Annotated in this window: 20 protein-coding genes and 1 tRNA gene; 12 read left to right on the top strand and 9 right to left on the bottom strand. The window is 70.6% G+C overall.

What is annotated here, in order from left to right; genetic code table 11:
* Nucleotides 1-323 (top strand): hypothetical protein (locus H8B08_RS13995; RefSeq protein ID WP_222934486.1); only part of this gene is annotated, 323 nt, incomplete at its 5' end.
* A gap of 47 nt (nucleotides 324-370) precedes the next feature.
* Here H8B08_RS13995 and H8B08_RS13990 read toward each other — a convergent pair.
* Entirely contained in the window at nucleotides 371-1,621 is a 1,251-nt protein-coding gene (locus tag H8B08_RS13990; RefSeq protein ID WP_187450807.1) for a UbiH/UbiF/VisC/COQ6 family ubiquinone biosynthesis hydroxylase, read from the bottom strand.
* A gap of 117 nt (nucleotides 1,622-1,738) precedes the next feature.
* On the opposite strand from H8B08_RS13990, the gene H8B08_RS13985 reads away from it, so the two are divergent.
* Nucleotides 1,739-4,159: a DNA translocase FtsK 4TM domain-containing protein gene (locus H8B08_RS13985; RefSeq protein ID WP_187450806.1), complete on the top strand. Its 2,421-nt coding sequence runs from the start codon at nucleotides 1,739-1,741 to the stop codon at nucleotides 4,157-4,159.
* A 79-nt stretch (nucleotides 4,160-4,238) separates the two neighbouring features.
* On the opposite strand, the gene H8B08_RS13980 is transcribed toward H8B08_RS13985, so the two are convergent.
* Together H8B08_RS13980 and H8B08_RS13975 are read right to left on the bottom strand one after the other, a co-directional pair.
* Entirely contained in the window at nucleotides 4,239-4,772 is a 534-nt protein-coding gene (locus H8B08_RS13980) for a DsbA family protein (RefSeq protein ID WP_187450805.1), read from the bottom strand.
* Nucleotides 4,738-5,250, bottom strand: a complete 513-nt coding sequence (locus tag H8B08_RS13975; protein WP_187450804.1) for a redoxin domain-containing protein — start codon at nucleotides 5,248-5,250, stop codon at nucleotides 4,738-4,740. The genes H8B08_RS13980 and H8B08_RS13975 overlap by 35 nt, the downstream gene beginning before the upstream one ends.
* A 273-nt stretch (nucleotides 5,251-5,523) precedes the next feature.
* Here H8B08_RS13975 and H8B08_RS13970 point away from each other — a divergent pair, with 273 nt between their 5' ends.
* The 3 genes from H8B08_RS13970 (at nucleotide 5,524) to xth (ending at nucleotide 10,291) form a co-directional block, all read left to right on the top strand.
* Complete coding sequence (locus tag H8B08_RS13970; protein ID WP_187450803.1) at nucleotides 5,524-8,388, top strand: ATP-dependent Clp protease ATP-binding subunit; 2,865 nt, start codon at nucleotides 5,524-5,526, stop codon at nucleotides 8,386-8,388.
* 180 nt (nucleotides 8,389-8,568) lie between these two features.
* Nucleotides 8,569-9,228: an outer-membrane lipoprotein carrier protein LolA gene (locus H8B08_RS13965; protein ID WP_187450802.1), complete on the top strand. Its 660-nt coding sequence runs from the start codon at nucleotides 8,569-8,571 to the stop codon at nucleotides 9,226-9,228.
* A 256-nt stretch (nucleotides 9,229-9,484) separates the two neighbouring features.
* On the top strand, nucleotides 9,485-10,291 hold the full coding sequence (xth, locus tag H8B08_RS13960) for an exodeoxyribonuclease III (protein WP_187450801.1): 807 nt from the start codon (nucleotides 9,485-9,487) through the stop codon (nucleotides 10,289-10,291).
* A 32-nt stretch (nucleotides 10,292-10,323) separates the two neighbouring features.
* On the opposite strand, the gene H8B08_RS13955 is transcribed toward xth, so the two are convergent.
* The 3 genes from H8B08_RS13955 to H8B08_RS13945 all read right to left on the bottom strand — a co-directional run bounded on the left by H8B08_RS13955 (nucleotide 10,324) and on the right by H8B08_RS13945 (nucleotide 11,830).
* Complete coding sequence (locus tag H8B08_RS13955; protein ID WP_187450814.1) at nucleotides 10,324-11,010, bottom strand: response regulator transcription factor; 687 nt, start codon at nucleotides 11,008-11,010, stop codon at nucleotides 10,324-10,326.
* Between the two features lie 134 nt (nucleotides 11,011-11,144).
* Nucleotides 11,145-11,594: a VOC family protein gene (locus tag H8B08_RS13950; protein WP_187450800.1), complete on the bottom strand. Its 450-nt coding sequence runs from the start codon at nucleotides 11,592-11,594 to the stop codon at nucleotides 11,145-11,147.
* A gap of 2 nt (nucleotides 11,595-11,596) precedes the next feature.
* On the bottom strand, nucleotides 11,597-11,830 hold the full coding sequence (locus H8B08_RS13945; RefSeq protein ID WP_163260735.1) for a zinc-finger domain-containing protein: 234 nt from the start codon (nucleotides 11,828-11,830) through the stop codon (nucleotides 11,597-11,599).
* Between the two features lie 122 nt (nucleotides 11,831-11,952).
* Here H8B08_RS13945 and H8B08_RS13940 point away from each other — a divergent pair, with 122 nt between their 5' ends.
* The 5 genes from H8B08_RS13940 to H8B08_RS13920 all read left to right on the top strand — a co-directional run bounded on the left by H8B08_RS13940 (nucleotide 11,953) and on the right by H8B08_RS13920 (nucleotide 15,770).
* Nucleotides 11,953-12,915, top strand: a complete 963-nt coding sequence (locus H8B08_RS13940; RefSeq protein WP_187450799.1) for an ABC transporter ATP-binding protein — start codon at nucleotides 11,953-11,955, stop codon at nucleotides 12,913-12,915.
* 42 nt (nucleotides 12,916-12,957) lie between these two features.
* Nucleotides 12,958-13,034: transfer RNA gene (locus H8B08_RS13935), tRNA-Arg, on the top strand.
* Between the two features lie 117 nt (nucleotides 13,035-13,151).
* A complete protein-coding gene (locus tag H8B08_RS13930) occupies nucleotides 13,152-14,498 on the top strand; it encodes an FAD/NAD(P)-binding protein (protein WP_187450798.1) in 1,347 nt (448 codons plus the stop codon).
* 185 nt (nucleotides 14,499-14,683) lie between these two features.
* Complete coding sequence (locus H8B08_RS13925) at nucleotides 14,684-14,983, top strand: 4a-hydroxytetrahydrobiopterin dehydratase (protein WP_187450797.1); 300 nt, start codon at nucleotides 14,684-14,686, stop codon at nucleotides 14,981-14,983.
* A gap of 4 nt (nucleotides 14,984-14,987) precedes the next feature.
* On the top strand, nucleotides 14,988-15,770 hold the full coding sequence (locus tag H8B08_RS13920) for an SDR family oxidoreductase (RefSeq protein WP_187450796.1): 783 nt from the start codon (nucleotides 14,988-14,990) through the stop codon (nucleotides 15,768-15,770).
* A gap of 45 nt (nucleotides 15,771-15,815) precedes the next feature.
* Here the strand turns inward: H8B08_RS13920 and hemW are convergent, their stop codons facing one another.
* Together hemW and rdgB are read right to left on the bottom strand one after the other, a co-directional pair.
* Nucleotides 15,816-16,958, bottom strand: a complete 1,143-nt coding sequence (gene hemW, locus H8B08_RS13915) for a radical SAM family heme chaperone HemW (RefSeq protein WP_370545484.1) — start codon at nucleotides 16,956-16,958, stop codon at nucleotides 15,816-15,818.
* Between the two features lie 13 nt (nucleotides 16,959-16,971).
* Entirely contained in the window at nucleotides 16,972-17,577 is a 606-nt protein-coding gene (gene rdgB / locus H8B08_RS13910) for an RdgB/HAM1 family non-canonical purine NTP pyrophosphatase (protein ID WP_187450795.1), read from the bottom strand.
* A 512-nt stretch (nucleotides 17,578-18,089) separates the two neighbouring features.
* Here rdgB and H8B08_RS13905 point away from each other — a divergent pair.
* On the top strand, nucleotides 18,090-18,611 hold the full coding sequence (locus H8B08_RS13905; RefSeq protein ID WP_187450794.1) for a DUF2975 domain-containing protein: 522 nt from the start codon (nucleotides 18,090-18,092) through the stop codon (nucleotides 18,609-18,611).
* Between the two features lie 7 nt (nucleotides 18,612-18,618).
* Nucleotides 18,619-18,855 (top strand): helix-turn-helix transcriptional regulator, encoded by a 237-nt coding sequence (locus tag H8B08_RS13900; RefSeq protein ID WP_163260727.1) that lies wholly within the window; start codon nucleotides 18,619-18,621, stop codon nucleotides 18,853-18,855.
* A gap of 181 nt (nucleotides 18,856-19,036) precedes the next feature.
* Here H8B08_RS13900 and rph read toward each other — a convergent pair whose 3' ends face one another.
* Nucleotides 19,037-19,753 (bottom strand): ribonuclease PH, encoded by a 717-nt coding sequence (gene rph, locus H8B08_RS13895; RefSeq protein WP_187450793.1) that lies wholly within the window; start codon nucleotides 19,751-19,753, stop codon nucleotides 19,037-19,039.
* Nucleotide 19,754 lies beyond the last annotated feature (1 nt).

Raw genomic sequence — 19,754 nt, 5'->3', positions numbered from 1 at the left:
GGTCGGCCGGAGGCGGTGCAGGCGGAGGCGGCGCGGCTGGCGGAGGCGCGAGCGGCGGCGGACGCCTGCCGGGGCCCGCCGCGGAGACGTCGCCGCGCCTGCCCGGGGAGATCGTCGACTACGCGGACCAGGACCCGAAGCGGACGTGCGGGGTCGACGCGCTCGATCTGAAGCTGTCGGCCGAATACAAGACCGACATGACCAAGGCCACCGACGCCGCCATCGCCCAGCTGGAGGCGGCCGGAGCGGCCGGGACCGCGGCCATCGTCGCCGAGCACGCCGCCCGCATCCGCGCCATGCAGCCTGACGGCGGCTGTCGGTAAGCCCCTCTACTGTCCCGTGAAGCGCAGCGGAACGGGGGAGGAGAAGATTACAGCCCCTGTCCCCGCAGCAGCTTCGGCAGGTCGCCGACAGCGCCGCCGGCTTCGGTCATGAAGAACCGCCGGGCCGGGCCGATGCGGTTGACCACCGCCATGCCGACCCCGCGGGCGGCGCGGACCAGCGGGAAGTCGTTGGAGAACATGCGGTTGAACACGTCGGTGGCGGCCGCCAGCATGACGTTGTCGAACCGACGCCAGCGGGCGTAGCGCTCCAGCACAGCCTCGGAGCCCAGGTCCTCGCCGATACGCAGCGCGTCGACCAGCACCTCGGCCAAGGCGGCGGCGTCCTTCAGGCCCAGGTTCAGCCCCTGGCCGGCGATCGGGTGCACCCCGTGGGCGGAGTCGCCCAGGAGCGCGATGCGCGGCGCGGTCATGCGCTCGGCCAGCGACAGGGTCAGCGGATAGACGAAGCGCGGCCCCTCGACCTTCACCCCGCCCAGGAAATCGCCGAACCGGCGGCGCAGGTGCGCGTCGAAGGCCTCCGGCGAGGCGTGGCGCAGGGCCTCGGCCCGGGCCTTCGGCTCGGTCCACACCAAGCTGGCGCGGTTCTCGGTGAGCGGCAGGATGGCGAACGGGCCGCTGGGCAGGAAATATTCGTGCGCCACGCCGCCGTGCGGGCGGTCCATGCGCACGGTGGCGACCACCCCGCCCTGGCGGTACTCCCAGCCGATGCAGTTGATGCCGGCGGCCTCGCGCACCGGCGAGACCCGGCCCTCGGCGCCCACGACCAGCGGCGCGGTCAGGGTCCGGCCGTCCTTCAGCCGCACCGTGGCGCAACGTTGATCAACCTCGACCCCGACCACCGCGGCCGGGGCCAAAACCTCGATGCCGGCCGCACGCACCGTTTCGGCGAGGCCTGCGCGGATGCGCCGGTTCTCGATCATGTAGCCCAGCGGCTCGCCCTCGGCCCGGTCGGCGATCTCCTCGGCGTCGAAACGCAGGAACGAGGCCCCGACCGGCCCGCGCGCGGCGCCCGGCGTATGCCCGTCGGTGACCAGGATGTGGTCCATCCGCTCGGCGTGGGCGCTGAGCCGCTCGGCCACGCCCAGCACCCGCCACTGGCGGAAGGAGGAATAGGCGATGGCCGAGGCCCGGCCGTCGAAGGTCTCGGCCAGCTGACTTTCGAACGGCAGCGGGTCGACCAGGATCGGCTTCAGGCCCGCGTGGGCGGCGGCGAGCGCGAAGGTCGCGCCGGCCATGCCCGCGCCCGCGATCACCACGTCGGCGTCGTACTGGGTCATGGCCGCGATATGCGCTTCTTCAAGCGTCGGCGTCCAGTGGCGGAGCCCGCTCGTAAACGCGCCTTAACCTTCTCGGGGCAAAACGGGGCGGTTCAGCTTCACTTCGGAGACGGCGGCATGACGGGCGTGGCGGCCATGGTCGGCGCGAGGATCATCGACACCGCGGGCGGGGTCTGGCGCGCGCCGCTGGCCGCGCGCTTCCGCGGCGGCCTGACCTCGGCTTTTGGCGTCGCGGCGCTGCTCAGCTTCGCCACCTACGACGCGGCCGATCCCAGCTGGAACACCGCTTCCGGCGTCGCGGCCCGGAACGTGCTGGGCGGCTTCGGCGCCAACGTCGCCGACCTGTTCCTGCAGTCGCTGGGCCTGGCCGCCTGGATCGCCGCCATCTTCATGGTGCTGTTCGGCCTGGCCCGGGCCGCCGACCCCAATCCGGACGCCCGGCGCATGCGCATGCGCATCAAGGCGCTGGTCGCCTTCGCCGCCGTGGTGGCCCTGGCCGGCGCCCTGTCGGGCCCGACGCCGCCGTCGCAGTGGCCGCTGGCCAAGGGCCTGGGCGGCTTCTGGGGTTCGGGCCTGCTGGACCTGATCGCCGCGGGCTTCAGCTTCCTGAAGCTGCCGGGCGCGGGCGCGATCGGCGCGATCCTGCTGCTCGTCCTCGCCGGCGCGGGCTTCGCCTATGCGCTGAGCCTCACGCCCGCCGACTTCAAGAACGCCGCCAACGCCGTCGCCGCCCTGGCCCAGCGCCTGCGCACCCGCCAGGTTCGCCCGGCGCCCGCCCCGGTGCGCGCCAAGGCCGCGCCGGCCGCCCGCCCGGCGGCCAAGGCGCCGATCCCGAAGACCGCACCGAAGCCGCCCGCCCGCCCGCAGCTCGCGCCCGTGTTCGACGCGCCGCTGGACATCGACGAGGCGGACGACGAGGACGACTTCGCCGACACCGTGCCGGCCGGGCCGAAGGTGGCCGAGGTCAAGCTGCCCAAGAGCTCCGACCGCGAGATCCGCGAGAACCAGGGCGCCTTCGAGTTCGTGCAGCAGGAAGGCTTCCACCTGCCCGAACTGAACATGCTGTCCCAGCCCAAGGCCCGCCAGGCCGCCCACGACGAGGCGGCGCTGCGCCAGAACGCACGCCTGCTGGAGAGCGTGCTGGCCGAGTTCGGCGTGCGCGGCCAGATCGACCAGATCCGCCCGGGTCCGGTGGTCACCCTTTACGAACTGGTCCCGGCCGCCGGCGTGAAGAGCGCCCGGGTCGTGGCCCTGGCCGACGACATCGCGCGTTCGATGAGCGCGCGCGCCTGCCGCGTGTCGGTCGTGCAGGGCCGCAACGCCATCGGCATCGAGCTGCCCAACCAGAAGCGCGACACCGTCTACCTGCGCGCCCTGCTGGCCTCGGCCGAGTACGAGAAGTCCGGCCACATCCTGCCCATGGCGCTGGGCGAGACCATCGGCGGCGAGCCCTACATCGCGGACCTCGCCAAGATGCCCCACCTGCTGATCGCCGGCACCACCGGCTCGGGCAAGTCGGTCGGCGTCAACGCCATGATCCTGTCGATCCTCTACCGCCTGCCGCCTGAGCAGTGCCGCTTCATCATGATCGACCCGAAGATGCTGGAATTGTCGGTCTACGACGGCATCCCGCACCTTCTGGCCCCGGTCGTGACCGACCCGAAGAAGGCTGTCGTGGCCCTGAAGTGGACCGTGCGCGAGATGGAGGACCGCTATCGGCGGATGTCCAAGATCGGCGTGCGCAACATCGCCTCCTACAACGAGCGCGCCCGCGAGGCGGCGGCCAAGGGCGAGCACTTCGAGCGCACCGTGCAGACCGGCTTCGACGACGCGGGCCGCCCGATCTTCGAGAGCGAGAAGATCCGCCCCGAGGCCATGCCCTACCTGGTCGTGGTCGTCGACGAAGTGGCCGACCTGATGATGGTCGCCGGCAAGGACATCGAAGGCGCGGTGCAGCGCCTGGCCCAGATGGCGCGTGCCGCCGGCATCCACCTGATCATGGCCACCCAGCGCCCGTCGGTGGACGTCATCACCGGCACCATCAAAGCCAACTTCCCGACCCGGATCAGCTTCCAGGTCACCTCCAAGATCGACAGCCGCACCATCCTGCAGGAGCAGGGCGCCGAGCAGCTGCTGGGCCAGGGCGACATGCTCTACATGGCCGGCGGCGGCCGCGTGACCCGCCTGCACGGCCCGTTCGTCTCCGACGGCGAGGTCGACGCGGTGGCCACCTTCCTGCGCGACCAGGGCGCGCCGCAGTATCTGGAAGACGTCACCGCCGGCGGCGACGAGGACGGCGGCGGCGGGGCCGACGACTTCGGCGGCGAGGGCGGCTCGGGCGACGACCTGTACGACCGCGCCGTGGCCGTGGTCACCCGCGACCGCAAGGCCTCGACCTCTTACGTCCAGCGCCGCCTGCAGATCGGCTACAACCGCGCCGCCTCGCTGATCGAGCGCATGGAGCAGGAAGGCGTGGTCAGCCCCGCCAACCACGCCGGCAAGCGCGACGTCCTGGCCGGCCCGCCGCCGGCGGCGTGAGCCGGAGGAGCGCCACTCGCAAAGGCGAGGCTTGGAGACTCCTCGCGCCTCAGCACAGTGCCGCTTGTCGCGCCCGTACCTAGGCCTCGGCCATCATGGCCTGTTCGATGCCGGCCATCAGCTCGGGATAGCCGTAGCCGCCGTCGTGGCGCACGCCGTTGATGAAGAAGCTAGGCGTGCCGTTCACGCCGCTGCGCACGCCGCTCATGAAGTCGGCCTGCACCTTGCCGGCGTAGCGGTGCGCGCCGAGCGCGTCGCGCATCTCGACCTGCGGCAGGCCCAGCGCCCCGGCGAGGGCGAACAGGCCCGGCAAGCTCAGCCGATGCTGGTTCTCGTAGATCAGGTCGTGCATCGGCCAGAACTTGCCGTGCTCGCCGGCGAATTCGGCGACCTCGGCGGCGGTCTCCGCCAGCGGGTGGGCCTCGGTCAGCGGGAAGTGACGGAAGGCGAAGCGGATCCGGCCTTGCAGCTGCGCCAGGATGGCCTTCACCACGGGATAGGCCAACCCGCAGTAGGGGCATTGGTAGTCGCCGTACTCGACCAGGGTGACCGGGGCGTCCTCCGGGCCCTGGACGTGGTCAAGCGACGTTACGGGCACTCGCAGAGTCGACATCAGCCTTCTCCGGTCCAGACATACGTTCGAGGGCGTCGAGGATGCCGTCGGCGCCCGGATTGACGGCGAGGGGCGACAGGTAGCTCCAGACGATCACCCCCTTCTCGTCGATGACGAACAGGGCCCGCCCGGCCACGCCTTCCTGCTGCCGATAGCAGCCGTAGGCGCTCGCCACCTCGCCCTTCGGCTCGAAGTCCGACATCAGGGCGAAGTGGAAGTTGCGATGCTGGGCGAAGGCCTGATGGCACCAGACGCCGTCCACCGACACGCCTACAAGCTCGGCCCCGAGCCGTCGGAACTCCGGCAAGAGCTGATTGTAGAGCGCCATCTGGTCGCCGCAGACCGGGCTCCAGTCGGCGGGATAGAAGGCCAGGATCACGCGCCGCCCCAGGAACTCGCTGAGCGACAGTCTCTGATCCGGCGTCACGTTCAGGGTGAAGTCGGGCGCTTTCGCGCCCGGGCCGAGGATGTCAGCCATTTGGTTGTTTCCCTCGCGCGGCCCGGCGTGCCGGGCCACGCGGTCGCTGGCCAGCGAGGAAGCGCCGAACTGGCCCGTTTCGCCTTGTCGCAATAGGAACCCGAAACGATCCCGACGAAACTGGGGTTCCAGCGCGGCTGACCCCATGCGCAACGACCCGACCCCCGCGGAGGCGGCGTCCCTTCGGCCAAGGCCGGTGAATCTGCAGCCTCGCGGACCCCGACCCGCGACACGGAGGTTTCTCGGCCGAACCCACTCACGAAAGGTGTGGCCATGGCGCGTCTCTGCCAGGTCTGCGGCGTCCGGCCGGCGACGGTCCAGGCGACGGTCGTCAGCGACGGCGAACGGGAAACCATCCAGCTCTGCGAAGTCGACTATTCGCGCCTGGCGCGGGAGCAGCGTTCCGCCTCGCCGCTCGAATCGCTGTTCGGGCGACACCGGGGCATGCTCGGCGACATGTTCGGCGACGACTTCTGGGGAGGCCGCGCCAGCTCGCCGTTCGGCGACCGGGGGCCCGAGTTCGACGGCGACGATCCCGAACCCCCCGCCCGCGCAGCGCGCGCCTCGGCCCGCTCCGGTCCGGCCGAGAACCTCAGCCAGCACGCCCAGGAGATCCTTCAGGGCGCCGCCCGGCGCACCCAGGAGATGGGTCGGCGCGAGGTGGACACCGAGCACCTGCTCTCCGCGCTGACCGAGAGCGATGTGGTCCGCACGGTGCTGGAGCAGTTCAAGGTCTCGATCGACGACCTGCGACGGGAACTGGAGAGCGCCTCCCCGCGCGGCAAGCCGGGCGAGGCGGAGGGCGAGCTCGGCGTGTCGCCGCGGGTGAAGAGCGCGCTGGCCCGCGCCTTCCAGGCCTCGCGCGAGCTGCGCCATTCCTACGTCGGCCCCGAGCACCTGCTGATCGGCCTGGCCGAGGAGGGGGAGGGCATCGCCGGCGAGCTGCTGCGAGGCTACGGCCTGACGCCCCAGGCCCTGCGCCAGCAGGTGGTCAAGGTGGTGGGCGAGGGGGCCGAGGCCGGCCAGGTCGAAACTCCGACCAACACCCCCAACCTCGACAAGGTGTCCCGCGACCTGACGCAGATGGCCCGCGAGGGCAAGCTGGACCCGGTGATCGGCCGCGCCCACGAGATCGAGACCACCATCGAAGTGCTGGCCCGGCGCAAGAAGAACAATCCGGTGCTAATCGGCGAGCCCGGGGTCGGCAAGACCGCCATCGTCGAGGGCCTGGCCCAGCGCATCGTGGGCGGCGAGGTGCCGGAGTCGCTGCGCGAAAAGCGGCTGGTCGAGCTGTCGGTCAACTCGCTGGTGGCCGGCTCCAAGTACCGCGGCGAGTTCGAGGAGCGCATCCAGCAGATCATCGAGGAGGTCCGCGACGCCCAGGACGACCTGATCCTGTTCATCGACGAGATCCACACCATCGTCGGAGCGGGCGCTGGCGGCGGCGAGGGTGGGCTGGACGCGGCCAACGTGTTCAAGCCGGCGCTGGCGCGTGGCGAGATGAACCTGATCGGCGCCACCACGCTGAACGAATACCAAAAGTACATCGAGAAGGACGCGGCGCTGGAGCGCCGCTTCCAGCCGGTGTTCGTGCCCGAGCCGACCGTGTCGCAGACCATCATGATCCTGCGCGGCCTGCGCGACACGCTCGAGGCCCACCACAAGGTCACCGTCACCGACGAAGCGATCATCGCCGCGGCCGAGCTGTCGGACCGCTATCTCACCGGACGCTTCTTGCCCGACAAGGCCATCGACCTGATCGACCAAGCCGCCGCTCGGGTGAAGATCTCGGCCACCGCCCGTCCGGTCGACGTGCAGGAGCTGGAGTCGGAGATCCGCCAGATCCGCCGCGAGCTGGACTACGCCCAGTCGCGCAAGCAGGCCGACCGGGCCAAGGACCTGCAGACCCAACTCGACACACGCACCAAAGCGATGGACCAGGCGCAGGAGCGCTGGAAGCGCGAGCGCGGCTCGGCCTCCACTGAAGTCAAGGTCGAGCACATCGCCCAGGTGGTCTCCAAGCTGACCGGCGTGCCGGTCACGGAGCTGACCGCCGCGGAACGCGAAAAGCTGACTAGGATGGAGGAGCAGCTGCAGAAGCGCGTGGTCGGCCAGACGGAGGCGGTCAAGGCGGTCTCCGACGCCGTGCGCCTGGCCCGGGCGGGCCTGCGTGAAGGCCGCGGCCCGATCGCCACCTTCCTGTTCCTGGGCCCGACCGGGGTCGGCAAGACCGAGCTGGCCAAGGCCCTGGCCGAGTCGGTGTTCGGCGACGAAGACGCCATGATCCGAATGGACATGTCCGAGTACATGGAGCGCCACGCCGTCGCTCGCCTGATCGGCGCGCCGCCCGGCTACGTGGGCTACGAGGAGGGCGGCCAACTGACCGAGCGGGTGCGCCGGCGGCCCTACAGCGTCGTCCTGCTGGACGAGATCGAGAAGGCCCACCCTGACGTCTACAACGTGCTGCTGCAGGTGTTCGACGACGGACGGCTGACCGACGGCAAGGGCCGGGTGGTGGACTTCACCAACACCCTCATCATCGCGACCTCGAACCTCGGCGCCGACATCATCCAGCGCAACCTGCGCGCCCGCGGCGCCCAGGAGGACGACCCCGCCCGGGTGAAGCGCGAGCTGATGGACGTGCTGCGCGGCCATTTCCGGCCCGAATTCCTCAACCGCATCGACGAGATCATCGTCTTCCACGCGCTCGGCAAGGAAGAGATCCGCTCGATCGTGTCGCTGCAGCTGGAGCGCCTGAAGCGCACGGCGCACGGGCAAGGGCTGGAGCTGGAGTTCGACGACACCATGGTCGAGCACCTGGCCGCCGCCGGCTTCCGGCCGGAATTCGGCGCGCGCGAACTGCGCCGGCTGATCCGCTCGGAGATCGAGACCAAGCTGGCCTCGGCCATGCTGGGCGACGAGGTGAAGGAGGGCGAGCGGGTGCGGGTCCGCTGGGACCTGGCCAGGCAGCAGGTGGTGCTGGAGCCCTCGCCCGCCGGCAAGCCGGCCAGGGCCGAGGACCGCAGCAAGGCCCCGCGCGAGCGCGCCACCTTCGCCAAGGAAGGCGCCGAAGCGCCCGAGGAAGTCGCGCCGGCTCCCGAGAAGCGGCCGCCCGAGGAGCGCCGCCCGCCCGCCTGACCTCGCGAAGTCCGCCCCGAGCCCCCATCTGGGTCCGACCCCCATGGGCCGTTCGGGGCGCCGACGCTTGGAACTCCTTTCCTGAACAGGCCTTCATCCCAGCGCCGCACAATGGCCGGGGTGGCGTCATAGCGCCGCCCACTGGACGTGCTTCGCTGCATCCGGTTCAAGGAGGAGACCATGAAGACGAGAACCGCCCTTCTGGCCTCGATCGCCGCTCTCGGCGCCGCGGCCGTACCGCTGACGGCCTCGCTGGCCGCCCCCGCGCGCGCCCAGGCCGCTCAAGCCGCGCCTCTAAGCGCCGAGGACAAGGCCCTGGTCGACAAGGCCGCCGCCTATCTGCAGGGCCTGGACGCCGCCAAGGGCCGGTTCGTCCAGACCGACGCCCGCGGGGCCCGCTCGGAAGGCGACTTCTGGCTAAAGCGTCCCGGCAAGGTCCGCTTCGCCTACGACAAGGGCCTGCTGGTCGTGTCGGACGGCTTCAACGTCAACATTCACGACCCGCGGCTGAAGACCTTCGACCGCTATCCCCTGTCGGCCACGCCGCTGCAGGTCTTCCTGGCCAAGCAGATCCGCCTGGACAAGGGCGTGAAGGTCGACCGCGTGGTCAAGACCGCCGACGGCTTCCAGATCACCGCCCGCGACGCCAAGCGGCCCGGCGACGGCTCCATCACCCTGGCCTTCATCGACGGCCCCACCATGCGGCTGAAGGAATGGACGGTGGCCGACGCGCAGGGCCAGCGCACCCGCGTGCAACTGACCACGCTGGAGCCGACCTCCGGCCTCAACAACGACCTGTTCGTGCTGCGCGACCCGTCGCGCAACGCCGGGCGCTCGTGAGCCAGCTGTGGCGTATGCGCTACACGCAAGCGTGAAGCGAATTATTAATTGACAATTTTCCTCCACGTGGCATTTTGACCACAGAGACCGGCGGCGGCCGGTTTCTCCCGTGCCGGACCCCATCCCCTCCCGGCGGCGGCGTGAGAGACGATCCCTTCCCAGACCCGGCTCCCCTCGAGCCGGGTCTTTTTTATGCGCAGGGCAGCCCGAGCCGCCGGGCCTTTCTTGCGCCGCATGGAAGGGGCACATGGGGGCCATGCGCCTCCGACTCGCCACCTGGAACGTCAACTCCGTCCGCCTGCGCGCCGAACAGGTCGCGCGCTTCGTCGACGAACATGCGCCGGACGTCCTGTGCCTGCAGGAAATCAAGTGCCGCGACGGGGAGTTCCCCACCAACGCCTTCGTCGAGGCCGGCCTGCCGCACCTGCGGGTGAAGGGCCAGAAAGGCTCGCACGGGGTGGCCATCGCCTCGCGCCTGCCGATCGAGGACGCGCCCCCGCTGGACGTCTGCCGCGAGGGCCACGCCCGCGCCGTCTCGGCCGTGGTGGCCGGGATCGAGATCCAGAACTTCTACATCCCCGCCGGCGGCGACGTGCCCGACCGCACGGTCAACCCCAAGTTCGACCACAAGCTGGACTTCTATGAGCGCCTGACCGCCGAGATGTCCCGCCGCGACCCGAACGCGCCGCTGGTCATCGCCGGCGACCTGAACATCGCGCCGGGCGAGAACGACGTCTGGAGCCACAAGCAGATGTCGCGGATCGTCAGCCACACGCCGGTGGAGGTCGAGGCCATGCGCGGGCTGCAGGCTTCGCTGGGCTTCATCGACCTGGCCCGCGAGGCGATCCCGGAGCCGCACAAGCTGTTTTCCTGGTGGAGCTACCGCGCCGCCGATTTCCGCAAGTCCAACCGCGGCCTGCGGCTGGACCACCTGTGGGTGACGCCCGGCCTGCGCGACGCGGCCTTCCGCATGGGCGTGGCCTCCTGCCGGGTGCACGACGACGTCCGCGCCTGGGAGCGCCCCAGCGACCACGCGCCGGTGACGGCGGATTTGTATCTTTAGATACCTCCTTCTCCCTCAAGGGGAGAAGGAGGTCAGGGCTGCAGCCGGTACCCGCCCGCTTCCGTCAGCAGCAGGCGCGCCGAGCTCGGCTCCGGCTCGATCTTCTGACGCAGGCGGTAGACGTGGGTCTCCAGCGTGTGGGTGGTGACCCCGGCGTTGTAGCCCCAGACCTCGGTCAGCAGCTCCTCGCGCGACACGGGCTTGGCGCCCGAGCGGTAGAGGTACTTGAGGATGTTGGTCTCTTTTTCCGTCAGCCGGATCTTCTTCTGCTTGGCGTCGACCAGCAGCTTGGCGGCCGGGCGGAACTCGTAGGGCCCGATGCGGAACACCGCGTCCTCGGACTGCTCATGGCTGCGCAGGTGGGCGCGGATGCGGGCCAGCAGCACGGCGAAGCGGAAGGGCTTGGTGACGTAGTCGTTGGCCCCGGCGTCCAGCCCCAGGATGGTGTCCGAATCGGTCGAGGCGCCGGTCAGCATGATGATCGGCGTGCGCACGCCGGCCTTGCGCAGCAGCCGGCAGGCCTCGCGCCCGTCCATGTCGGGCAGGTCCACGTCCAGCAGGATCAGGTCCGCCTTCAGCTCCTTGCCCATGCGCACGCCTTCGGCGGCGGTCGGGGCCTGGGCGGCGCGGAATTCCTCGTGCAGCTCCAGCTGCTCGGCGAGCGCTTCGCGCAGGTCGGTGTCGTCGTCGACGACCAGAATGGTCTTGGGTTGAGCCATGGTCCGGAACATGCACCGCTCCGTCCGACCGCGTCAAAGGATCGAACGCCGTTTCGGGGACGAGACGACGCACGCGCCGCCCTACCTTGACCGAGGTAGGGCGTGATCGGCCTGAAACAAGTCGTGAAGAGCTTTTACCAGGCCCCGACGTTGGGCATCGACGCCCAGGGTTCGGCCGGCGCCTTGCGCGGCCCCTTCTGCAGCAGCTCCACCGAGATGCCGTCCGGCGAGCGGACGAAGGCCATGTTGCCGTCGCGGGGCGGGCGGTTGATCACCACGCCGCCGTCCATCAGCCGTTGGCAGGCGGCGTAGACGTCGTCGACCTCGAAGGCCAGGTGGCCGAAGTTGCGGCCGCCCGCATACTCCTCGGTGTCCCAGTTGTAGGTCAGCTCGACCAGCGGCGCGCCGCGCTGGCCGCCGACCTGGGCGCCCCCGGCGTCCTCAGGCGCGGCCAGGAACACCAGGGTGAACCGGCCTTGCGGGTACTCGTCGCGCTTCACCTCGACCAGGCCGAGCTTGGCGCACCAGAAATCCAGCGCCGCGTCCAGGTCGCGCACGCGCACCATGGTGTGAAGGTAGCGCATGCTCAGTGACCGTCGCCCGAGCCGCGCGGCGCGGGGCTGTGGTAGTCGCCGTGACCTTCGTCGTGCGCCAGCACGAAGCGGCGGTCGCAGTAGCCGCACTCGACGAAGTCGTCTTCGCCCATGTCCATGTAGACCAGCGGATGGCCCAGCGGGCCGCCGCCGCCGTCGCAGGCGACGCGCTTGGCGCGCACCACGATCTCTTCGGGAGGAGCGGACAGGGTCGGATCTTGCGACATGGGACACTCTCACGGCCGCGGTCTTGGCGCGGCGCATCGGGCGGCATACCTATGCGCCGCTTCGTTTCGCGTCAATTTCGGCGAGCCCCGTCAGGGCGGTTCGCTTAGAGCTGGATCGCCCCATGGACCTGCCCGAACACGCGCTGGACATCTCCGGCCTGGTGAAGACCTACCCGGCCGGCAAGACCACGCCGGAGAAGAAGGCCCTGAAGGGCGTGGACCTGGTCGTGCGCCGGGGCTCCATGTTCGGCCTGCTGGGCCCCAACGGCGCCGGCAAATCCACCTTGATCAACGTTCTCGCCGGTCTGACCCGCAAGACCTCGGGCTCGGTGAAGATCTGGGGCCGCGACATCGACGAGCGCCCGCGCGACGCCCGCGCGGCCCTGGGCGTGGTGCCGCAGGAGCTGGCCGCCGACGTGTTCTTCACCCCGAAGGAATCGCTGGAGGTCCAGGCCGGCCTCTACGGCGTGCCGAAGAACGAGCGTCGCACAGGCGAGCTGCTCGAGGCGCTGGGCTTGTCGGACAAGGCCAACGCCTACGTGCGCCAGCTGTCGGGCGGCATGAAGCGGCGCCTGATGGTCGCCAAAGCCCTGGTGCACCAGCCCCCCGTGCTGATCCTCGACGAGCCGACCGCGGGCGTCGACGTCGAGCTGCGCCGCCAGCTCTGGACCTACGTGCGCAAGCTGAACGCCGAGGGCGTCACCATCGTCCTGACCACCCACTACCTCGAGGAAGCGCAGGAGCTCTGCGACACCATCGCCATCATCAACCGCGGCGAGGTGGTGGCCTGCGAGCCCACCGGCCAGTTGCTGCAGCGCATGGACACCCGCAACGTGGTGATCACCCCGGCCGAGCCGCTGGGCGTCGCGCCGTCCCTGCAGGGGTTCGAGACCAAGCTGCGCTCCGGCGGGGCCTTCTCGGTCACCTACCGCACCGGCCAGTCCAGCGTGGAGCAGGTGCTGTCGGCGGTGCGCGCCTCGGGCCTGCACATCAAGGACCTGGCCACCGAGGACCCGGACCTGGAGGACGTGTTCCTGGCCCTGACCTACGGCGACCCGAACGCCGGCGACCCGACGAAGGATTGAGCTTCGGCGCGGTTTCCGTTAGAGGTCCCGCTCCCGAAAGACGCACCCGTAGCTCAGCTGGATAGAGCGTTGCCCTCCGAAGGCAAAGGTCACACGTTCGAATCGTGTCGGGTGCGCCATTTACCGCCGGTCCAAGGCCCGGCGACGTCTTTCGGCCAGCCCTGAAAACGCGAAAGGGCGAGGCCTGGACCGCGCTTAAGCGGCGGAAACGGGCCCACACTTTGAGAGGGGCGGATATGGCGCCACGCATCGCCATCGTGGGCGGCGGCTTCAGCGGGACGGCGCTCGCCGTCCAGCTGCTGCAGCGTCGTCCCGAATGCGAAGTGGTGCTGATCGAGCGCTCCGGCCGGTTCGGCCAGGGCCTGGCCTATTCCACCGATTGCGACGCCCACGTGCTGAACGTCCGCGCCGAGCGGATGAGCGCGCTGCGCGACCACCCCGACCACTTCACCCGCTGGCTCGCCGAGACCGGCCGCGACGCCGACCCCGACCGCTTCATCCAGCGCCGCGAATACGGCCGTTACGTCGCCGACTGGCTGGCCGAGGCCGAGCGCGAGGCGCCGGCCCGGCTGACGCGCGTCGAGGCCGAGGTCGTAAACCTTAGCCGCGACGCCGGCGGCTGGACCCTCGCCCTGGCCGACGGCACGGCGCTGGCCGCCGACGCGGTGGCGCTCGCGCTGGGCAACTTCGCGCCGCTGACCCCGGAGGTCGAAGGGCTCGACTCCACGACCCCGGCCTATGTCGCCGATCCCTGGGCGCCCGGCGCGCTGGACGGCCTCGCGCCCGACACGGACGTGCTGCTGGTCGGGGCCGGCCTGACCATGGTCGACGTGCTGCTGAAGCTGGAGCGGTCGGGATGGCGCGGCCATGCGCTGGCCGTGTCTCGTCACGGCCTGTTGCCCCACTCGCACGACGCCCGCCAGATCCATGTACACGCGCCCCCGCCGCCCCAGGCGCGCCTGTCCGCCGCCCTGCGCGACTTCCGCCGCCGCGCGGCCGAGCGGCCGTGGGGCGAGCTGATGGACGAGTTGCGCCCGCACGTTCAGGCCCTGTGGACCAGGCTGAGCGAGACCGAGCGCAGCCGCTTCCTGCGCCACCTGCGCCCCTGGTGGGACGTGCACCGCCACCGGCTGGCCCCGGAGGTCGCCGCTCATGTCGAGGAGCTGCTCGCGGCCGGACGCCTAGAGGTCGCGGCCGGGCGGCTGGCCAAGGTCTCGGCCGGCGAATGTCGCCTGACGGTCGAGTGGCGCCCGCGCGGCGAGCACGACCTGCGCCGCTCCAGCGTCGACCTTATGGTCAACTGCACCGGCCCGGCCTTCGACCTGACCCGCGCTCGCGACCCGCTGGTCGACGCCCTGCTGGCCGCAGGCCTGGTGCGGTCCGACCGGCTGAAGACCGGCTTCGACGTCGACCTGAACGGCCGCCCCCTGGACGCCGCCGGCCGCCCGACGCCTGGCCTCTACGCCGTAGGCCCGCTGACCCGCGCGGCCTTCTGGGAGATCGTCGCGGTGCCGGACATCCGCACCCAGGCCGCGGCCCTCGCCGATCTGATGGTCGTCCCCCCCGTACCGGTCGAAGGCTGACGGCCGAGCGCGATAGCCGAAAGTGGATACCGGTTTCGGCGGCCATCGCGCTCTGAAGTCATGAATCTAGAGCCTTCTGATCCGTTTCGAATGGTCCCATTCGAAACGGGAAGGCTCTAGGGCGCCTTGCCCGCGCCTGCGCCTAGCGCCTAGCTTGCGCGCCCTGATCGACGAGGAGCGTTTCCATGTCCCGACCCCGCATCGGCGCCGACGCGGCGCTGGCCGAGCTTTCCGGCTGGACCAAGGCGGACGGGCCGCGCGACGCGATCTTCCGGCGCTTCGCCTTCAAGGATTTCAACCAGGCCTTCGGGTTCATGACCCGCGTCGCCCTGCTGGCCGACAAGATGGACCACCACCCGGAGTGGTCGAACGTCTACAACCGGGTCGAGGTGCTGCTGACCACCCACGACGCCGACGGCGTCACCGGGCTCGACCTGAAGATGGCCCGCTTCATGGACGAAGCCGCCGCCGGCCTGGAGGCCTGAGCTCATGGCCGGACGTGTCGACGGCAAGAAGGCCCTGATCACCGGCGCGGCCGGGGGCTTGGGCGAAGCGATGGCGCGCATGATGGCGCGCGAGGGCGCCAAGCTGGCCCTGACCGACATCGACGGCACGCGGGCCGAGGCGCTGGCCGCCTCGATCAACGCCGAACGGCCGGGCACGGCCTTCGCCTACACCCACGACGTCACCGACGAGGCCCAGTGGGCCGAGGTGGTCGACCGGGCGGCGGCGGACATGGGCGGGCTGTCGGTGCTGGTGCACAACGCCGGCGTCGGCGGGACCCTGTCGCCGATCGAAACCTGTGAGCTGGAGAACTGGCGCAAGGTGATCGCGGTCAACACCGACTCGGTGTTCCTCGGCACCAAGCACGCCATGAAGCACCTGCGCCAGAACCAGCCGGGCGCCATCGTGGTGATCTCCTCCATCGCCGGCCTGCTGGCCGCGCCCGGCATGGGCGCCTACAACGCCGCCAAGGCGGGCGCCTGGCTGGTGTCCAAGACCATCGCCCTGGAGTGCGCCAAGCAGGGGATCGACGTGCGCTGCAACTCGGTGCACCCGGCCTTCATCAAGACCCCGATCCTGGACCCGTTCATCGCCATGGCCGGCGGCGACGAGGGGGTCGCGCACCAGAAACTCTCGCGCGGCATCCCGCTGGGCCGGGTCGGCGATCCCGACGACGTGGCCTATGCGGTGCTTTACCTGGCGTCGGACGAGAGCCGGTTCGTCACCGGCATCGAACTGAAGGTCGACGGGGGCATGTCGGCGCAGTAGCGGGCGGGCAGATCTCCCTCGAGCGTCAGCGCTGGGGGAGGATCTTTACGTCAACAGCGCCCGCAGCACGCCGTCCAGCACCAGACGGCCGGCCCGGGTGGCGGCCAGGCGCTCGCCGCCGGGGGCCAGCAGGCCGTGGCCTTGCAGGTCGCGCACCGGTTCGCTGTCGGGCGTCAACGGCAGGGCCGAGAGGTCGCTCCAAGCCACGCCCTCGTCGATGCGCAGGCCCAGCATCACGCGCTCCTCGGCGGCCTCCGCCGGCGAAAGCGCGTCGGCGGTGTCCAGGCCCGCGCCGTTTGCCTCGACGCGCTTAAGGAAGTCGCCGATCGCCGGCGCGCCGCGGGTGGCGGTGCGCGCGCCGTCCAACACCACGCGCCCGTGCGCGCCGGGGCCGACGCCCAGGTATTCGGCGCCCCGCCAGATCGCCAGGTTGTGGGCCGATCGAGCCGCCGGGCCGCGCGCGTGATTGGACACTTCGTAGGCCTCGAAGCCCGCGCCCTCCAGCACGCTCTGCGCCGTTTCGAACAGCTCGGCGGCGGCGTCCTCCACCGGCGGGGCGAAGCGGCCGCGCGCCACGGCCCGGTCGAAGGCGGTGCCGGCCTCGATGGTCAGCTGGTAGGGCGAGACGTGCTCGGGACCGAGGTCCAGCGCCGCCTCCAGTTCGCGCGTCCAGTCGGCCGCGCCCTGGCCGGGGCGGGCGTAGATCATGTCGATCGACAGCCTCGGGAAAGCCTCGCGCGCGGCCAGCGCCGCCCGGCGCGCCTCGGCCGCGTCGTGGTTGCGCCCCAGGAACTTCAGGGCCTCGTCGTCCAGCGACTGCAGGCCCAGCGACAGGCGCTGCACGCCGGCTTCGGCGAAGCCACGGAAGCGCTCGGCCTCGGCGTCGGTGGGGTTGGCCTCCAGCGTGATCTCCAGGTCCGGCCCAGTCTCGAACAGGCCCCTGGCCTCGTCCACGATCCGCGCCGCCCAGGCAGGGTCCATCAGAGAGGGCGTGCCGCCGCCGAAGAACACCGAGCCGAGGCGCCGCGGGCCCAGGCGAGCGGCCTGGGTCCGCAGGTCCTGAACGAGAGCGTCGGCCAGGGCCTGCGCCTCCGCCTCCCGCCCGCGCGCGCGCACCACGTTGAAGTCGCAGTACGGGCAGATGCGGGCGCAGTAGGGCCAGTGGACGTAGAGGGCGAGCGGGGACACGTCTGCGGTCGGGTCAGTCGGCGAACAGGGCGGCCTTGAGCTTTTCGAAGGCGAGGGCGCGATGGCTGATCGCGTCCTTGGCCGCCGGCTCCATCTCCCCGAAGGTGGTGTCGTAGCCCTCCGGGCGGAAGATCGGGTCGTAGCCGAAGCCCTTTTCGCCGCGGCCCGGGAAGACCAGCGCCCCCTCGACCCGGCCCTCGACCGCCACCACCGGACCGTCCGGCCAGGCCACCGCCAGCGCGCAGGTGAACCAGGCGAACCGGTCCTGGGCGTGCTGCTCGTCCAGCCGCTCCTCGACCTTGCGCATGGCCAGGCCGAAGTCCTTGGCCGGCCCGGCCCAGCGCGCCGAGAAGATGCCCGGCGCGCCGTCCAGCGCCCGCACCGACAGGCCGGAGTCGTCGGCCAGCGCCGGCAGGCCCGAGGCGTCGGCCGCCTTGCGCGCCTTCAGAACCGCATTGCCGACGAAGGTGGTCTCGGTCTCGTCGGGCTCCGGCAGGCCCAGGGCGCCGGCCGCCACCACGTCGAAGCGGCCATCCAGCAGGGCGGCGATTTCCTTCGCCTTGCCGGGATTGTGGGTGGCGGCGACCAGGCGCGCGCCGCGGGGAAGGATCAGGGTCATGGGGTTCACCTTACGTCGGTTTAATGCATTGCAAAAGTTTAATATCGTTTTTCGATAATTCTGATTGATCGATAGTCGGCATGGCCGTATTGATAATCAGCAAGAACGGAGCTGCACCGTTCTGCAGGTGCGAAAAATGACACCCAGTTAATGTTGCAGCGCACAACGAGCCTCGCACGCTCAGGACTTCCAACGGAGACACGACCATGACCGCTCTTCCGACCACCACCCTGATGGACCGCTTCGGCAGCACCGTCGTCATCGCCGCCATGCTGGCCGCCCTGCCGGTCGCCTTCTTCTCGATCGTGGCGCAAGCGTTTTGATCCTGAAGGAATTCGGCGCATTGTCGCCGAGCCGCGGCACGGCCGGGCCGCGGACGGCTGAAGGGGCTCCCAGGGGGGCGGAGCCCACAGAGCCTTCCCGTTTCGAATAGCGCATTCGAACCGGGAAGGCTCTGCTATTTGAGGGGCGTGTCGGTCGCCGTAGCCGACGCGGTCAGGGGGGCGTATCGGATGCGGGCCATGGGTCCCGGCTCGGTGTCGAGCCTGTTGAAAGTCGCGCTCGACGTGGTCCACGTGGTGCTGTGGATCGCCATCGGCGGCCTCCTGCTGATCACCATCGCCTCGCTGATCGTGCCGCTGCCCGGTGAGTGGACCGCCGACCTGGGCGAAGGCGCCGGCGTCGAGCTGACCCCGCTGAAGATCGCCCCGATCTTCGCCGGCGCGGCCGGTTACACCGCCATCCTGCTGTTCGTGGTCCGCCAGCTGCGCCGGGTGTTCGCCACCCTGACCGCCGGCGACCCGTTCCACCCCGACAACTTCTCGCGGCTGCGGCTGATCGGCGCGGGCCTGGCCGCGCTGGAAATCGCCAACATGCTCTCTCCGGTGGCCTTGGCGTGGCTGCTGGGCGCCTCCACCCAGGAGGGGCGCGGCATCGATCTCACCGCATGGTTTTCGGTTCTCGTCGTCTTCGTGCTAGCGGAAGTTTTCCGCGAAGGCGCACGACTGCGCCGCGAAGCCGAACTGACGATCTGACCCGCCCATGCCCATCCGCGTACAATTGGATCGCGTGCTGCTCGACCGGCGCATGTCGCTGACCGAGCTGGCCGACCGGGTCGGGGTCACCCTGGCCAACCTGTCGATCCTGAAGACCGGCAAGGCCCGGGCCATGCGCTTCTCGACGCTGGACGCCCTGTGCCGCGAGCTGAACTGCCAGCCCGGCGACATCCTGGTGTTCGAACCCGGTCCGCCCGACGCCGACGAGGGCGAGGCGGAGTAGCGGCCTCTCTTCCCCTGCGCAGCGCGGGAGGGAGACCATGCGAAGCATGGTGGTGGGGCGAACCGCATCCCCCGCGATTTCAGGTTTGGAGATCACGACGATCTGCGCCGCGCAGCCGCTCGCCCCTTCGGGCGGTCCCCCTCCCCCGTTCGCTTCGCTCACAGGGGAGGAGAAAAAGCCCTCACGCGCCGACCGCGGCCCGCTGCATGGCGAACAGCTGCTCGCAGCCCAGGCCGGCGAGACCGAACAGGGCGTCGAACTCGCCGCGCGAGAAGCCGCGCTTCTCGCCGGTGGCCTGAATCTCGACGATGTCGCCCTTGCCGGTGAGCACGAAGTTGGAATCCGCCTCGGCCGAGGAATCCTCCTCGTAGTCGAGGTCCAGCACCGGCACGTTCTCGTAGACCCCGCACGACACCGCCGCGACCTGGTCGACGATCGGGTCGCGGGCCAGCACGCCCTCCTCGCGCAGCCAGCGGCAGGCCTGGGCCAACGCCACCCAGGCGCCGGTGATGGCCGCCGTGCGGGTGCCGCCGTCGGCCTGGATGACGTCGCAGTCCAGGGTGACCTGGCGGTCGCCCAGCGCGCGGAGGTCCACGACCGCGCGCATGGAGCGGCCGATCAGGCGCTGGATCTCCTGGGTGCGGCCGGACTGCTTGCCCTGGGCGGCCTCGCGGCGGCCGCGGGTGTGGGTGGCGCGCGGCAGCATGCCGTACTCGGCCGTGACCCATCCCTGGCCCTTGCCGCGCAGCCAGGAGGGCACGCCCTCGTCGACCGAGGCGGTGACCAGCACCCGCGTGTGCCCGAACGACACCAGGCAGGAGCCCTCGGCGTAGCGGTTGACGCCCGTTTCCAGGGTCACGGGGCGAAGGACGTCGGGGGCGCGGCCGGACGGGCGCATG

It is taken from the genome of Caulobacter sp. 17J80-11, from assembly GCF_014349105.1.
Taxonomy (GTDB): domain Bacteria; phylum Pseudomonadota; class Alphaproteobacteria; order Caulobacterales; family Caulobacteraceae; genus 17J80-11.
The sequence above is the reverse complement of the archived record's forward strand: the minus strand, read 5'-3'. Positions and strand labels throughout refer to the sequence as shown.